General features: G+C 38.2%; 13 protein-coding genes. 5 read left to right on the forward strand and 8 right to left on the reverse strand.

Annotation, left to right across the window (positions count from 1 at the left end; genetic code table 11):
• Entirely contained in the window at window positions 1-1374 is a 1374-nt protein-coding gene (locus tag A8B79_RS08340) for an aldehyde dehydrogenase (protein ID WP_066220850.1), read from the reverse strand.
• Window positions 1367-2194, reverse strand: coding sequence for an SDR family oxidoreductase (locus tag A8B79_RS08345; RefSeq protein ID WP_066220853.1), 828 nt, complete (start codon window positions 2192-2194; stop codon window positions 1367-1369). Before A8B79_RS08345 ends, A8B79_RS08340 begins: the two co-directional genes overlap by 8 nt.
• A 110-nt stretch (window positions 2195-2304) precedes the next feature.
• Between A8B79_RS08345 and A8B79_RS08350 the strand changes: the two genes are divergently transcribed.
• Genes A8B79_RS08350 through A8B79_RS08370 form a run of 5 tightly spaced genes read left to right on the forward strand, consistent with a single transcriptional unit; the run spans window position 2305 to window position 9010 of the window.
• On the forward strand, window positions 2305-3960 hold the full coding sequence (locus A8B79_RS08350) for a M28 family peptidase (protein ID WP_066220856.1): 1656 nt from the start codon (window positions 2305-2307) through the stop codon (window positions 3958-3960).
• Window positions 3961-3966: 6 nt separating this feature from the next.
• A complete protein-coding gene (locus A8B79_RS08355) occupies window positions 3967-6564 on the forward strand; it encodes a PAS domain-containing sensor histidine kinase (protein WP_066220859.1) in 2598 nt (865 codons plus the stop codon).
• Window positions 6561-6959 (forward strand): response regulator, encoded by a 399-nt coding sequence (locus tag A8B79_RS08360; protein WP_066220861.1) that lies wholly within the window; start codon window positions 6561-6563, stop codon window positions 6957-6959. Before A8B79_RS08355 ends, A8B79_RS08360 begins: the two co-directional genes overlap by 4 nt.
• 23 nt (window positions 6960-6982) lie before the next feature.
• A complete protein-coding gene (locus A8B79_RS08365) occupies window positions 6983-8152 on the forward strand; it encodes a DUF2911 domain-containing protein (RefSeq protein ID WP_066220866.1) in 1170 nt (389 codons plus the stop codon).
• Between the two features lie 30 nt (window positions 8153-8182).
• A complete protein-coding gene (locus A8B79_RS08370) occupies window positions 8183-9010 on the forward strand; it encodes a nucleotide excision repair endonuclease (protein ID WP_066220867.1) in 828 nt (275 codons plus the stop codon).
• An 86-nt stretch (window positions 9011-9096) separates the two neighbouring features.
• Here the strand turns inward: A8B79_RS08370 and A8B79_RS08375 are convergent, their stop codons facing one another.
• From A8B79_RS08375 to A8B79_RS08400, 6 genes are all read right to left on the reverse strand, one after another.
• Window positions 9097-10002, reverse strand: a complete 906-nt coding sequence (locus A8B79_RS08375; RefSeq protein WP_153038399.1) for a DUF6263 family protein — start codon at window positions 10000-10002, stop codon at window positions 9097-9099.
• A 65-nt stretch (window positions 10003-10067) separates the two neighbouring features.
• The gene (locus A8B79_RS08380; protein WP_066220871.1) at window positions 10068-11471 is read right to left on the reverse strand and encodes a hypothetical protein; all 1404 of its coding nucleotides are present in this window, start codon (window positions 11469-11471) and stop codon (window positions 10068-10070) included.
• 61 nt (window positions 11472-11532) lie between these two features.
• On the reverse strand, window positions 11533-13386 hold the full coding sequence (locus A8B79_RS08385; RefSeq protein WP_066220874.1) for a glycoside hydrolase family 13 protein: 1854 nt from the start codon (window positions 13384-13386) through the stop codon (window positions 11533-11535).
• Window position 13387: 1 nt separating this feature from the next.
• Window positions 13388-13876, reverse strand: coding sequence for a hypothetical protein (locus A8B79_RS08390; RefSeq protein WP_066220877.1), 489 nt, complete (start codon window positions 13874-13876; stop codon window positions 13388-13390).
• A gap of 89 nt (window positions 13877-13965) precedes the next feature.
• Entirely contained in the window at window positions 13966-14688 is a 723-nt protein-coding gene (locus A8B79_RS08395; RefSeq protein WP_066220880.1) for a tetratricopeptide repeat protein, read from the reverse strand.
• A 92-nt stretch (window positions 14689-14780) separates the two neighbouring features.
• Entirely contained in the window at window positions 14781-16955 is a 2175-nt protein-coding gene (locus A8B79_RS08400; protein WP_066220882.1) for a TonB-dependent receptor, read from the reverse strand.
• Window positions 16956-17111 lie beyond the last annotated feature (156 nt).

The following is a 17111-nucleotide window of genomic DNA, read 5'->3' on the forward strand; positions in this document are numbered from 1 at the left end:
TTACTTCAAAACTTTCTTCACCAGTCCCAATTTAAGATCATCATAGGGTGCATAACGGATTGGAACATCGGGCCAGAATGGTTTTTTCATAACACTTTTCTGATGCGAAAAGGAATCAAAACTGGATTTTCCGTGGTACGACCCAAACCCACTGGCGCCCACTCCTCCAAAACTCAAATGATGATTCCCAAGTTGAGCAATAGTATCGTTTACTGCTCCGCCACCAAATGAAACAGTATTTAAAATACGGTCTTCGAGTTTCTGATCGGAAGTAAATATATATAGTGCGAGCGGTCGGGGACGAGCATTGATTATGGATATACAATCCTCAACTGAAGTATAATCCAAAACAGGAAGGATTGGCCCGAAGATCTCGTCCTGCATAATTTTGTCTTCAAGAGAGATATTGTTGAGTATGGTCGGAGCGATGTATCTTTTTTCTTTATCGGATTCTCCTCCGATTACAGTTTCACCGTCACTCAAAAGAGAAGCCAGCCGATCAAAATGTGCATCATTGATAATTCTTGGGTAATCAGGACTCTCTTTCGGGTCATCACCATACAGCTGATTTATGGCAGTTTTAAGGTGTTTCAAAAATTCCTTTTTTACTGATTTTTCCACCAACAGATAATCAGGAGCTACACAAGTTTGTCCGGCGTTTACGAATTTACCCCAGGCGATCCTTTTTGCAGAAATTTCTAAATTAGCCGTTTCATCAACTATACAAGGACTTTTTCCTCCTAATTCTAAAGTAAGAGGCGTTAATCGTTCGGCTGCATCGCGCATAATTATTTTTCCGACTCGTGTACTTCCCGTAAAAAAGATATAATCGAAATCCATTTTTACGAGTGTTGAAGATTCTTCCACACCACCGAGAATCACTTTCAAAAATTCAGGCTCAAAAGATTCAGATATCAATCGCTCTATTGCAGATGAAGTATGAGGGGTAAGTTCAGATGGTTTTAAGATCGCGGTATTTCCGGCAGTTATTGCACCCACCAAGGGCTGCATCGAAAGTAAAATGGGATAATTCCAGGGAGCAATGATCAGAGCTGATCCGTAAGGCTCGGTAATTATGAAATTCTTGGAAGGAAAGTTGACAAGCGGTGTTGATACCGATCTCTGTTTGGTCCAGGATTCAATGTTTTTCAGTGCAAAATTGATATCGGTTATTACTAATCCGATCTCAGTAACGTAGGTTTCAAAAGCAGATTTTTGAAAATCTTTATGGACTTCGTCGATCAGCAGTTGCTCATTTTCAACCAGAATTTCTTTCAGCTTCTTAAGCTGTTCAATTCTGAAAGCAATGTCTTTCGTGGCTCCTGTTTGGAAGAATTCTTTTTGTCTATCCAGATGTATTTGCAGGTCAGTCATCCTTTGCTCCTTTTCTTCCTGTAAATGTATTCATAGAACTGTAAACTTTCAGGATCTTCCCGGCTATAAAATCATAAATTCTTGCCGGTAAAATTCCTCTCACAAATGGGCTGAGCTTAATCATAAAAGGTTCTCTGAGGATGAACTTTTCTTTTTCAACGGAATTCAGAATTTTTGCTGAGATCTTTTCAGGATCAAGCAACGGGATTAACAGCGGAGCTTTCACTCCATCAAACATTCCTGTATTTATGTAACTAGGCATGACGGTAAGAACTTTTATGTTTTCATGGTTTTGTTCCAGCTCTATTCGGAGCGAATCTGACCAGCCAACTGCGGCCCACTTGCTTGCAGCATAAACCGTCATTCCGGGATTGGGGGTCAACCCTGCAGCGGAAGCTATATTTATAATGCGACCAAATCCGTTTTCGATCATGGCAGGTAAAAAAGCTCTGGCAACGTACATCAATCCCAAAGAATTAACGGCTAAGGTATTTTCGATATCCTTATAAGAGTGATCTTCGAAAGATTTACCCACAACAATTCCTGCATTATTGAAAAGTATATCAATTGTACCTTGTTCCTTGATTACCACTTCGGATACTTTAGATACTTGCTCTTTATTTCTTACGTCAACCAGGTTTGTAGAGACAGAATATCCTTTTGATGTCAGTTCATTGGCAGAGGCAGAAAGTGACTCTGAATTGATATCCCACATCACCAGATGTTTTGCACCTTTTTCCAGAGCCATTCGCCCCATGATAAAACCGATACCACTGGCTGCACCGGTAATTAAAATTGATTTGCCGCTAAATGATGTCATGAAATAAAAGTTTTAACGAAATTAGACTATAAAGTATCTAATCAAATTCAAAAAAGTGCCGAAAAGTATTTATACTCGTTGGATAAAAGAATAACCAACGATCTCTAACAATGAAAAAGCTTTTTGCACTAATTTTACTAGCAGCAACCGGAATTTCCTGTTCAAATTCGAAAGTGGATAATGCCGCTCAATTAATAACTAAAGACGGTATGATGAATCATATCGAAACGCTTTCATCGGATGAATTTTTGGGAAGAAGTACCGGTACAGAAGGAGAAGAGAAGAGTGTAAATTATTTGGTAGAGCAATTCAAAGCCATGGGAGCAACCTCAGGTGTTGATGACGGAAGTTATGTTCAACGCTTTCCTTTGTTAGGACAAAAAACGATGAGCCATTCCATGGAAGTTCGAAGACCTTTGAGAAGAAGTACTATTAATACCTTTACTTATTTTGAAGATTTTGTGGCGTGGCCTTCAAATCAAAGCGAAAAAGTTGACATCAACGATGCTGAACTGGTGTATGTTGGCTACGGAATTCAGGCGCCTGAAGAAAACTGGGATGACTTCAAAGGCGTGGATGTAAAAGGTAAGATCATCATTATTAAGAATAATGACCCTGAATACGACGAAGATCTTTTTGGCGGGAAGACGAGATTGTACTATGGTCGGTATACTTATAAGTACGAGAAAGCTAAAGAAATGGGTGCTCTGGGAGCGATCATAATTCATACTACACCAACAGCAGGTTATGGCTGGGGAGTGGTTTCAAATGGCTGGAGCAGAGAGCGTTTTTATGTGAAGAGCGATAAAAATGCAGATAAAGGAAATACAGAAATGAATGGCTGGGTAACTTACGAAGCCGGTAAAACTCTGTTCAACCAAGCGGGACTTGACATAGATGAGATGCTTGAAGCGGCAGATTCTCCGGACTTTGAACCTGTTGAACTAAAAAATACAGGACTTTCAGTAAGCATAGAGGCTGAATACAGAGATATTAACTCCAGAAATGTAATTGCGAAAATCGAAGGAAATGATCCTGAACTAAAGGATGAATATTTGGTTTTAACAGCGCATTATGATCATTTAGGAATAACAAAACCTATTGATGGTGACTCGGTAAATAATGGAGCAGAAGACAATGCAGCGGGAGTTAGTGCGGTATTGGAATCAATGAAAGCGTATAAATCCATTCAGCCGGAATTAAAAAGAAGTGTGCTTGCTGTAGTTGTTGGGGCTGAGGAAGTTGGATTGCTGGGCTCGCAGTATTGGGCGGAAAATCCAACCGTACATCCCGGAAAAGTAACCGGAAACATTAATCTGGATGGGATGAATGTATACGGAGAGACTAATGATCTGGTAATTATCGGTTATGGAAGAAATACATTAGCAGATAAAGTTGTGGAAGTGGCAGAGGAACAAGGCAGAGCTGTAAAGCCGGATGCCAATCCTGAACAAGGAATTTTCTATCGATCAGATCATTTCAACATGGCAAAAGTTGGGATACCGGCGATCTTTCCGAATCCGGGAAATGAATTTGTAAACAAACCTGAAGGATATGCTGAAAAGGTAGACAGTGTTTCAGCTGCTAATTATCATTCTGTGAACGACGAGATTAACGAGTATTGGGATATAGCCGGAGCTGTAAAAGACACCCGTTTATTCTTTGAGGTTGGTTTCGGGGCATTGAATGATGATAAACTACAATCATGGAAACAAGGCGATGAATTTGAAGCTACAAGACTTAAAATGCTGGAGGAAATCAAGTAGCTTTAAATGAAATTGATTGAATCACATAGAAAAGAGATACCTAAATCCAGTTGGGTATGGAATATTCAATCTAAAGAATTGAGTCTAGGACTTACTTTTTTAAAGCTTTTTGGGGAAGATGGCGATCTGGTTCCTGAAAATTTTAAGGGAGAGGTTCTTAAAGCTTTTTTTAGTGCCGAAGTAAGCGAAGGTATTCCGTTTTATCGGAAAACCCATCATGTTATCAATGGGTCAGAGTATTTTGTGGAATGGGTTGGGGAGGCTATTGAAAGGAACGGCGAAGGTGGAATCAGCAAGATGGCTGGTTATGCTGAGTTAGCTTCCTCTCCTGATGATTTTACACTTTCTTTGAATGAAGAAGCACTCTTTTTTACCCGTTTGATGGATAATATTCGTGAAAGTGTTTATTTCAAAGATCTGGAAAGTCGCTTTATAAAAATTAATAAAGCCTGTGCAGAAAAATTTGGGTTGGATGATCCTTCTGATATAATCGGTAAAACTGATTTTGATTTTTTTGAGGATGAACATGCTAGGCCTGCATTCAATGATGAGCAGGAAATTATTAAAACTGAAAAGCCGATTTTTAACAAAATTGAAAAGGAAGTTTATGCAGATGATTCATCTCAAGTGACATGGGCATCAACAAGTAAAATGCCTTTGTATGATGGGAACGGGGTTTTAATAGGCACCTATGGAATTACCAGAGATATAACTGAAGAACAGATCGCTAAAAAGAAGTTGAAAGAAAGTGATGAAATGTTTCAGCGACTTTCGGAACATGTTCCTGGTTTCTTCTACCAATATAAATTTAACAAAGACGGAACTTCTTGCTTCCCGTTTGCCAGTAAAGGAATTAAAGATATCTACGAGCTGGAGCCTGCCGATGTAAAAAACAATGTTGATGGTATTCGATCCAGAATACATCCTGAAGACAGAGAGCGGTTCAAAAATTCTTTGAAGAAAGCCGTTGAATCAAAAAGTGAGTGGAATTGTGATTACAGAGTTCAACTTCCTCAAAAGGGAACAAGATGGTTGAGGGGTAATGCAACTCTGGAGGTTGAAAAGGACAACAGTATTCTCGGTTATGGTTATATTAAAGATATCACCAAAGAGAAAGAGGCCGAAGAAGAGCTAAAAGATAGAAATGAGTTATTTACAAAACTATCTGAGCAAGCTCCGGGTTTCCTCTACTTGCACAGAGTTGATGCAAAAGAGAAAGTTAGTTTCCCGTTTGTCAGCGAAGGAATCAGAGAAGTGCTGGAGCTTGAACCGGAAGATTTGAGGTCAAGCATAAAACCATTATTGAGATTAGTTCATAAAGAAGATATTGCCAGAGTAATGAAGTCCATAACATGGTCTGTGAAAACCCAGCAGGAATGGAGTTGTGAATACAGGATTATATTACCAAGAAAGGGACTTAGATGGGTTAGAGGAAGAGCAAATCCTGAATTACAGGCAGATGGATCTGTTTTATCATCGGGATTTTTGTCTGATATTACCAGAGAGAAATCTATATCTGAACTGAATGACAGATTGAGAAAGCAGTTTGAGTCTGTTTTGGATAACGTTCCAAATCTGATATTTGTTAAAGATCTTGATGGCAAATATCTGATGGCAAATAAAGCTACACGAGAGTTTTTTGGACTGTCAGAAGAAGAGATCATTGGTAAGAAAGATATAGATCTTGGGGTTCCGGAGCAGTTGGCTAAAGGGTATCATGCTGCAGATGTAAAGGTTGTTAAAACCGGAGAAACACTATTTATTCCGGAAATTAAATCTATGGATTCTTCCGGAAACGAAGTATACCATCAAACTATAAAAGTGCCTTTTCAGCAAGAGGGATCGGATGACCCGGCTGTACTGGCTGTTGTAACGGATATTTCTCAGCGAAAACAAAAGGAGATGCAGCTTAATGAAACGCTGGATATTGTAGGCGAACAAAACAAAAGGTTATTGAATTTTGCTCATATCGTTTCTCATAATCTTAGAAATCATGCAGGAAATATTTCTATGCTTTTATCCCTGTTTGATGTGGAGGAGTCGGAAGAAGAGAAAGAAGAATTATTGGGTTATCTGAAGACTGCTTCAGAAAGACTGAACGTTTCTATAGAAGATCTAAATGAAATTATTGATCAGCAGTATAAAACAGAAAAAGATCTGAAAGAATTAAAACCTGCTGAAATGATCAAAAAGGTAAAAGAGATTCTGATATCGGATATTCTGTCTTATAACATACAGTTTGAAGAAAACATCGATGATGAGTTAACCATAGAATATAACCCTGCGTATCTTGAAAGCATTACTTTGAACCTGATCTCAAATGCAATTAAATACAGAGATCCGGATAAAAAGGCCAAAGTCAGCATAGATCTGTATGAGAAAAATGGACATCCATTCCTGGAAGTTTCGGATAATGGATTAGGGATTGATCTCGACAAACATGGGGACAAGTTATTTGGGATGTATAAAACATTTCATGGAAATGAAAACTCAAAAGGAATTGGGTTATTCATAACAAAAAATCAGATTGAGTCATTGGGAGGCTCAATCGATGTGGAAAGTACACCCGGAAAGGGAACAACATTTAAAATTAGATTAACATGAGCAAGACAAAAAGCGTTTGTATAATTGACGACGATAAAGTGTATACATTCGGGGTTAAAAAGATCATTAAAAGTCACCTACCCGAAAATGATGTAACAACTTTTGAAAATGGAAAAAAAGCATTAGATGGCATACAGGAAATGATGGAATCAGGTGCGGGTCTACCGGATCTTATTTTGCTGGATATTGATATGCCTGAAATGAACGGGTGGGATTTTTTAAAAGAATTTGATGTGATCAGATCTAAGGCTGAAAAAGAAGTCGAGATATTTGTAATCAGCTCCAGAGTGGATACCAATACTGAAGATCTGTACAAAATTGAATGGGACGAAAAAGTTTCAGATTTTATTAAGAAGCCTGTTCAGGTAGCGGCTTTAAAAAAGATTTTATCTTAACCACAAAATGAAAAATCAGAATCATGAAAAAGTATAATGTAGGGTTATTTATAGCTTCCGTATGTGTTTTTCTGTCATGTACTAACTACACAGAAACTTCCAATAATGCAGGATATGTAACTCTACTTGGTAACGATACACTAGCGGTTGAAAAATTCGAAAAAACGGATAATTCAATTTCAGCAAAGGTTGTACTCAGGAGCCCAAGAACATCTCTTAAATCCTACGAACTAAGCTTAACAGATAATGGTGGAATTGAAGAATTGACTATTACAGATTTTGATCTGGAAAGTGGTTTTGATTCTGAAGGTGTATTGGAAAGATCGTACAAAAGAAACGGAGACTCGCTTGAAGTATCTGTTCTAACTAACGACGGCTCCTACAGGATCATAAAATCAGGATATGAAGAAGGAATACTTCCTTTTATAGATATGGTTCACTGGCCTTTTGAGATTGCTTTCAATAATGCAATGGAAACAACTGCTGATAGTATTGATCAAAAATTACTTACAGGGAGCAGGGCTTCTACTTTTATAGTTGCAAAAATAGATTCCGACTCGATGACTATTCGCCATCCTTCACGCGGAGTAATGGGTGTAAATGTAGATAAGAATGGTAACATTATAGAACTGGATGCTTCTCAAACTACCAGAAAGCTCACCGTAAAACGAAAAAATGATATTGAAATAAACAGCATTGCAAAAAGGTTTGCAGCTTCTGATAAACAGGGCAATCCTTTCGGGTCTTTATCCGGTGCAATTGAAGAAGAATTCACAATTGGAAATACCGTATTTAATGTTTCTTATGGATCTCCACAAAGAAGAGGCAGAGATCTGTTTGGTGGTATTGTTCCTTTTGGTGAAAGATGGAGAACCGGAGCCAACAGAGCTACACATTTTACAACATCGTCTCACCTTAAAATTGGATCGCTTGACGTTCCTGCGGGAGATTACACACTGTTTACTATTCCTGAAAAAGAAGGTGGTATTCTTATTATCAATAAACAGACAGGCCAAAATGGAAGAACCTATGACGAAAGCAGGGATTTAGGCAGGGTCCCAATGATGGTGTCTGAAAAAGAAGACAGCACCGAAGGCTTTACTATCCTTGTGGAAGAAGAAGGTAATGGTGGTTTGTTAAAATTGGTGTGGGGAAATACAGTGTACTCAGTAAAATTTGAGATCACCAATTAGGAAATATTCCCATTCACATAATATTATTAAGTGACTTTAGATCTTTTTGAACCCATATCAATCACTCAAAAGGAAAGAGTGAATTCTGCAATGGTGGAATTACCCCCTCATGAGCCGGGAGTATATACGATGTATGGGAAAAAGGATGAAGTACTTTATGTGGGTAAGGCGAAGGATCTGTTTAAGAGAATTACGTCTTATAGATATTCAAAATCTAAGAAAGTACAAAGCATGATCGCCCAGATTGACCGAATTGGGTTTGAGATCTGTAAAACAGAAATGGATGCGATTCTTTTAGAGAATTTGCTTATTCGTTCACTACGCCCTCCTTTTAATCATGCCAACAAAAAACCCGAAACCTACTATTATATATCAACAAAACGGCGGGGGAATAAAAGAGAGTTCAGGCTTTCGATGAGAGTTTTAGACGAATACACAAAAGTGTACGGCTGTTTTAAAGGTCATGCCAGAGTAAGAAAAGGGTTGGGAGCTCTTTTAAGATTATTGTACTTACAACATCGAATGATCGACAGTGCGCACTATCTGCCTTCTCAATTACTGGGCAGGTTAGCTCCAATGCGCTTCAATTGTGAAATAGATAAAGCTTCAAAAAAGTTAGTACACGATTTTTTTCTGGGGAAATCGAAAGTATTGATCGAAGATTTTGAAGAATTAATTTCGAAGAGAACTTTTAAGGATAAATTCACTAAAAAATATTTCAGTAATGAACTTGAGCAACTGAATATTTTTTATGCACTTGGTCCGGAGAGGAACAGACTTATGAAAGAACAGCTGGAATTGGATTCTCACCTTATAAGGCAGGAAGAGCTCGATGATTTTCAGGTCTACACCAACTAGAACAGAGATTTTTCCTGAATTGACATCACAAAAAAAGTGCTCAGGTTATTAACCGTGAGCACTTAAAATCCAGTTCAAAAAGTAACTTATTGCACGGTTCCTGTTACTTCAGTTTTACCTGAAATTTCAGTAACTATCTCCATTTCTTGTGGAGAGGTCATGTTTAATACTCCTGAAATAAGTTGTTCCATACCTCCTTCTAAAATAAGTCCGGTTTTTCTGTCAATTTTTATCGTTCCGGATTGTACACCTGATAAGTCTGGGGTCATAGTAGCACCGTTTGTTACAAGCTCTCCTCCTTCAGTAAAAATATCTGAAGAAACATTCAGAGTCACTGTTTCATCATCATAATCCGCAACTTCGTATGTAGTTTGGATGTTCATTGTAAAAGGGGCAGAAACAGATTGATCCTCAGTCCACAGATCACCTTTATTTAACTCTTTATCCGGAAAAACGATCAGCGTTCTTTTAAGCTGATCCTTCATGCTCTGTGTGTTATATTGAGAAGACATTTGAGATTTAAAAAGGGATAACTGAGCTTCCTCGGTAATACCCATGTTTGCAGCCATGGAATCTAACATTGCTTCAAATCCTGTAATGTTTGAAACCTCTCCTGTTTTACTCAAGGTAAATTGAAGTTCTCTATCCAAAACTGAAGCCACTGCTTTAGCGGAGCCGGTTGGTTCGGTAGTAGCAGTTTCAGAGTCATAACTCAAACCTGACATCGGTTGATTTATCATAATGCTTTTATACACCATTTTAACACTGTATTTACCGTCTTCAAAGTCAGTAAAAGTAAGTTCAATTCCGTACCCTTGATCACTTTCAACATCTTGTGATTGCCCCATATAGGCTTGAGAGATATCCTGTTCAAGAACCACTTTTGTTGAGTAGGTAGTGCCCGAACTGAGGTTGTAATTAAGTGTAACCTGTGCGCTTGCCAAGCCGGCAACCAAAGTCAGCATCATAGTTAGTGATAGAAGTTTTTTCATGACAAAAGTGATTTATTAAAGGAGTAATTGCTATTACAAGGGTACGAAAAAGTTAAATCAAATACTTAGCTTTGGGTTTTGAGGGCGTACTCCTTAAATCCCTTACAAAAACTGTTTCCTGAATTGGTATAAGGCTTTGATTCAGTTTGCTTTGCCAGATCATCTGGCTTGCAAACCTGTTCAAAGGTTGAAAAGTCTAACGAAACATTCTGCCTACAGCCGGACTGAAACATTTTTAAACTCAATTTATAGTCTTTTGAAAGCTTTGCGAAAGACCGTTCTTTTTCGAGATGCTCTTCAGATTTTGGATCTCCAAAATCCAGATAAGTAAGCCTGAGTTCCAGTTCATCTAGCTGTTTCTTTTTTGCATCGAGATCTGCAGCACTTAGTTTGCAAGCAAGCGCCTCCTGAGGAGAGAGAGGTTTTGGGGATGCACTTTTCTCAGCCATGGCGTTGTTAACTTGTTCCATTACATTTTTATGTTGTCGGGCGTTTGCGTCATCCATATACTGGATGATCTCAAGGATCATAAAATCCTGATCTAAAGTCAGAAATCGAATCCAGTAGTAGTTTTTCCCTTTTATAGCAATCCAATGGCTGTTATCAGCTTGAGGAGTAGATTCAAATAACTCATAATTGTTTTCGAACCTTTGTACAATTTCATCTTTTATGGAAAAAGCATCATTTTTGTCAGCTATTTTCAACCCTAAACCACCGGATCTTTCCTCATAATATTGATTTTGAAGATCTCTCTCGACTATATCACGGATGGAAATTCTGAATCCATTCGGAAAACGATCGTTTGTTTCGGAAGGGATGATCTCGTACTCATAATTTTTTTCGGAGGTATCCAGTGTTTTCTCAACACGGAGGTTGGAGCTGATATCAATATCATCAGCAAGATCTTTATCTGTCATCAAATCAAAAAATAAGCTGGTAAGATCCTCAAGTTCACGACTGGTATAGAAGGGCTGATCTTTCAATAAAGAATCCGGCGAGACTTCTGTTTTATCAGTTGGGGGATTGTAAACCTGAGACTGCATAAACGGAAGAGAGTTTTCTACAAAGCTCAATCTTATAAGTGCAGCAAATACGAAAAGTAAGGAATAGCGCAAAATCAGGTAAGCATGTTTTCGCTTGATCATAAACCCTACTATCAGCGTGATGGTACTGATAACAAATACAGATACAATTCCCCAGAACAAAAATGATTGGTTCAATATGGGATTTCCCCATGAGGTATTTGCAACAGGGACGATCAGAAAGAAGCCGAGAAGAATAAAAACGACACCGGTTAGAAATTGAACCGTATCAAAAGTAGATTTTTCGGGTTCAATTCGATTTTCTTCCCAAACCCCGTTAATTTTTTCAACGGTAGTTCCGCAAAGGCTGCAACGTGCAATATTCTGAGTAGAGGGTGCTTGTCTGATTCTACCGCATCCGGGACAGATATAATTCTCTTTTTCCATAGTAAACTTTTGATGTTTGTAACTGAAAACAGCTCAAAAGTTCCGAAAACGAACAGAGAAACTACTTTAATTCCAGAATAACAGTGGATTTAGCATCAACCGAAAAGTCATCTGAAAGGTCAATAGTTCTGTTATTCATCACATTTTGTCCGGATTTAAATTTGTCCAGAATTTCAGCGAATCTTACCCGCTCCAGCGTTCTGTTTTCCTCACTGTTATTCATAACAACCATAACAGTTTGATCTTTATGAACTCTGAAATAGACATACACATTATCCTGAGGTATAAAGTGTACAAGTTTACCTTCGTGGATAGCAGGAGAAGAGTTTCTCCAGTGAATTAATTTCTTAGTGTATTCATGAATTTCATTTTCTTTTTGTGTTCTGCCTTCTTTTGTAAATACAGAACGAGAGTCGTTTGGAAAACCACCCGGCATAGTTTGTCTCCAAACTTCATCATCTCCACCTCGGTTTTCATGCCCCATCATGAGCTCGGTCCCGTAATAGATCTGCGGAGTTCCGCGTGTAGTCATAAGCCAGGCAAGTGCCATTTTAAATTCGGCTTCTCTTTTTCCGATGTGCTCAAAAAACCGACTCATATCATGATTATCGAGAAAGGTCACATTCATCATCGGATCTGAATACAAAAAATCCTGAGAAAGCACATAATACAATTGGCTAAGACCTTCTGTCCAGCCAAAGTCTTCATTGAATGCTTTACGAACAGCAAAGGCGAATTGGAAATCAGTTAGACTTGGTAATTCAGAATCGTATCCATCATCAACTCCGTCTTTATCTTCCTGCCAATAAGCTTCACCTGCAACTGTATTTACCCAAGCCTCTCCTACGATATTAAATCCGGGATAAGCTTCCAGAACTTCCTTTGACCATCGAGCCATATAATCTTTATCCGGATAAACATAGGTGTCCATTCTGATGCCATCAACGCCGGTATACTCGATCCACCAAAGTGTATTTTGGATCAAATAATCTGTTAAAAGTTCATTATCCTGATTCAGATCAGGCATTTCAGGAACAAACCAGCCATCAACCAATTTCCGTGAATCAAATTCAGATGCGTATGGATCGGAAGCGACGGAACCTCTGAAATTTGTTTGTCCTAGCTTTTCAAAATCATGAACCCAATCTTTGGTTGGCAGGTCTTTCATCCACCAGTGCTGATCTCCAATATGATTGTGAATCATATCCATGATAACTTTCATCCCGTTCTCATGAACAGTTTCTATCATGGCTTTATATTCTTCATTGCTTCCAAATCTCCGGTCCACTTTATACAGATCAGTAGCGGCATATCCGTGATAAGCACCATACTTGGTTGTCATGTCATTTTCGAAAAGCGGAGTAAACCAAACTGCTGAAACTCCCAGATCTTTGATATAATCAAGATTATCAACCACGCCCTGTATATCTCCTCCTTGTCGGCGTTGAGGATTGGAGCGATCCGCAGATTCCAGCATTCCCTCAATGGTATCATTGTCAGGATTTCCATTTGCAAAACGATCGGGCATCATTAAATAGATCACATCTCTTGAATCAAATCCCTGATAGCGTCCTTCTGCAGGTTCTCTTTCCAAAAGTTCATAAGGAACTGAAATGGATCCATCTCCATTTTTAAGAATAATTTCTAATTTTCCGGCTGCTGCCTTTTCGGAAATATCTAAATAGATGAACAGATAGTTTGGAGAGTCAACAGCTATCTGACGTTTGATCTCAACTCCGGCATAGTTAACGGTTGCTCTGTATGAGCCGAGATTTTCACCATACAACTGAATTTGCAGCTCAGTAACCGGCATATTTGCCCACCAGAAAGGAGGATCGATCACTTTTACTTCCTGAGCTTTTAAATTAGGAATAAGGAATAGAAGAATTAGGAAAAAGGTGTATAGTTTGTTCATGCTAAAAAGAGAATTTTAAACCTGCGCCGGACGAAGTTATTGTAAATGTAAGTTGATTCTGGATCGTGCTATTCAGAGTTGCTAAACCGCTGTTGTATTCATTAACGCCTCTTCGTGCATTTTTTACGGCTGAATTATAGATAGGGATCGAAATTACTGCTATGCCTGCTCCTACATAAAATAAATTCCAATTAGGTTCTCCGCCACCAATAGCCGTCCCCACCGGCCAACCGATAAAAAAGCCTCCTATAGCACCAACTATGGTTGATGTGGTTGCCTGGTTTTTGCTCATACGAAGATAAGTAGCAGCTTGCTCGTTTTGATCAACAAGACTTAAAGTTTCGTCAAAGTTCAAATTGTTTCCATTATGCTCGAACTTAATACCGGAAAAGAAACTGGTTTTTACGGTAAGCGATTCATTTGCTTGTCCAAAAATAAGTCCGGAGGAAAAAAGAATAAAAAAAGAGGCGAGGTAAGTTTTTTTGATCATGTTGTGTTCGTCTAAAATAATTTGAATGTGGTTTATAATAGTAAACCCAAAAGAGAGATTCTTATGAAAGTGCTTACATTTGATTTTGGCTATTTACACTCTTTCAGAAGATAAGAGATCCTATTTGCATCAAAGCCTTTGTCAACAGCTTGTTTAAAGTATGAACAAGCTTCTTCTGTTTGCTCAAGATCAAGGTAGATCTCTCCTTTTGTGATAATGGCTACTTGATACTCCGGATCTTTCTCAAGCACAAAGTTTATATCTTTAAATGCAGCATCATGATCTCCCATACGCAGGAAAGTATCCGCTCTGTTATTGTAAAATATCAGTTCTTCAGGGTATTTTTGGATAAGCTTGTTAAAATCTTCAAGCGCTTCTTTTAAAAGACCTTGTCTTTTTTTGAAGGTGGCATAATCTGATGCTATTTCCCAATTGTTGGGATCAAGCTCTATCGCTGACTCAAAATCTGAATTTCCTTTCTCATAGTTTTCCAATTGCATATGCAATGTTGCTCTGTTTGTGTAGAAAACCACTCTATCATTTTCGAGTTTTATAGCTTTATCATACGATTTAAGAGCGTCCTTATTTTTTCCTAATCTGCGTTGGATGGTCCCTAAATCAGAATAATATCGAGCCAAATTTGGACTCTTTTTACTTTTCTTAATGAGCTTTTTTTGTTCTTTCTCAGCGCATTTATAATCTCTTGAACTGTAGCATTCGTTAATTTTGTCTTGTATTTCTTGTACTGATTGGGCTTGAATAGAACCGGCGCTTATGATTACTAAAAAGAATAAAGAGAAAAGTTTTGACATAATTTATTTTGTTGGTTTAGCATAGATGATAACAAAGCAAGAAGAAATATACATATATAAGTGTTTCCTTGATCTTGAAAATATAGAGCGATTTAAAAAACCAGCTTTACTCCACCGTTAATAACAAAGCCATCAACAGGGGCATAAATATCTTTGAAATCCGGATCACTTAAGCTTCCCGTGTAAATAGCATCAAACTCAGATTGTCGGGTGTCCAAAAAGTTTTCGAAGTTCAGAAATAATGAAATATTCTTTCCGAATTTCTTTTCGGTCATTAAACCGGTTATCCAATACGATTTACCTGTGCTTCCATCTCCCAATTCCTGTGGACTGAAGAAATATGCTTCCAAACCGATCCAGAATTCTCCATGCTTTTCGTACATCAATACGTTATTTAAACGATGTTCAGCAACAAGCGGAAACGTTGTAGAACTGCCATTATAATGTTCTTGTACATTTGCGTGAGTATAACCTATAAAGAGTTTTAAGTCCTCATAACTCCATTTCATATTTACTTCCACTCCTTTTGTATCAACATATCCCTGAGGTTGACGAAATTCAAAATCACCGCCTACAGGAGTAAGGACAAGTGGGGCCCGAATTTGTGTGTAGAACAACAACACATTGGTAGATAGAGAAAGCTTTTCAGAAATTAAGAGTAGATAGTTGGTATCAAAATTTCCGCCGAATGATCGTTCCGCTTCAAGTAGATCTGTGTTAATAGGACGTATATTTTGAAACTGCAATTGTTCGGCATCTTCAGAAAAAACGGTAGGAGATTTATAGCCCAACCCACCTCCTGCTCGAAGTGTGAGTTTTTGTGAATGCTCAAACATCACAGATAATCTTGGTAATGCAAATGTTCCGTATTCACTGTGATCATCTAACCTGAAACCTGTTTCCAGCGTCCATTTTGGTTTTACATTCCAGATATTTTGGATGAAAGCACCAACTATTGCGTCATCAAAACTAAGATCTTGTCCGGCGGTTCCCTGCGATTGATCAAACTTGTCTGTCCACAAATTAACCCCGGCGATCCATTCCGATTCATCTCCGATAAAACTGATATTTGCTTCGCTAAATGAAGAAGATTGTTTCCCGGAGAAAGTGAAGTCGGGAATCTGTACAGATCTATCATAAAAATTAAGACTGTTTTTTAGAGCTATTGAAGTGGATGAGTTGAATTGATGGTTGAGTTGAAATTGACTGGAAACTCGTTCGGTTTCATTCTTTTCAAAATATGGATCATTTACATCTTCACCTTCTATATAATCTATGTTTCCGCCAAGACGATCTTCTGTGACTAAATTCAATCCAACATTTATAGATGTTTGTTCTGAAGGATAAAGAAACAACTTCGGGTTTAGAGTAAAACGCTCGAATTCAGGAATAGCAGTCAGTCCGATATCAGCAGGATCATAAGCCGTTCCTTTGTTGTAAGAAGTGAAAACAGTAGTTCCAATTTTCTCGTTTCTTTTAGAGTAAAAACCACTCGCGTCAAAACCAAGCGCTGAAGTACCGTTAAACATAAAACTCAGTTCAGGTTCGTCTTCAGGGCTTTTTGTGATCAGGTTTACCAATCCTGAAATTGCCCCACCTCCATACAGAGTAGAAGACGCTCCTTTAATAACTTCAACTTGTTTAAGATCTAAAGGAGTGATTTGCATTAAGCTTAATCCACCTGAGAATCCAGAATAAAGAGGTAATCCATCTCGTAAAAGCTGAGTGTATTTACCATCCAGCCCTTGAATTCTGATGCTGGAATTATAACTGGTAGCAGAAGTTTGCTGAGTTTGAATTCCGGTGCTTTCATTTAACAGCATACGGATATCGCCGGGTTTCATATTTCCTTTTTCCGCTAATTCTTCTCCGGCGATAAACTCAACTCTGGTAGGTACGTCTTCAATAGTCCGACTGCTTCTTGTAGAGCTTACTACAATTTCAGCCATTTCTTCATGATCATGTTCAAGTTCAAAGATCTGGTTTTGCTCGGAGTCAGCTAAAGGGAAAGACCTGCTAAAAGAGATAGTTTCATATCCAACATACCGGATATTAATGAGATGATTTCCATTGGGAATATTATTAATTGTGACTACTCCATCTGCATTACTGGTATTACCAATACTAAGATCCGGAAGAAGAACGGTTACTCCAATCAGAGCTTCGCCGGTGTCATGGTCTAATATTTTAGCTGTAAAAGAGTTTTGAGCAAAGGCAGTTTGACAAAAAAGAAGGAGGAGTGAACTTATAGCAAATGTTATCTGCATTTTATTTTTTTTATGGAACTCAAAGTCTAAGGATGAAATGAAATTATTCTGAATTTCAGCAAACGGAAATTACAGAGGTGAATTATTAATAGTTTATAAACTTTGCGACTTTTTAATGAGTTGATGTGTCTTATGAGTGAATGCGCGCAAACATGA

The organism is Balneola sp. EhC07 (assembly GCF_001650905.1).
GTDB lineage: Bacteria > Bacteroidota > Rhodothermia > Balneolales > Balneolaceae > Balneola.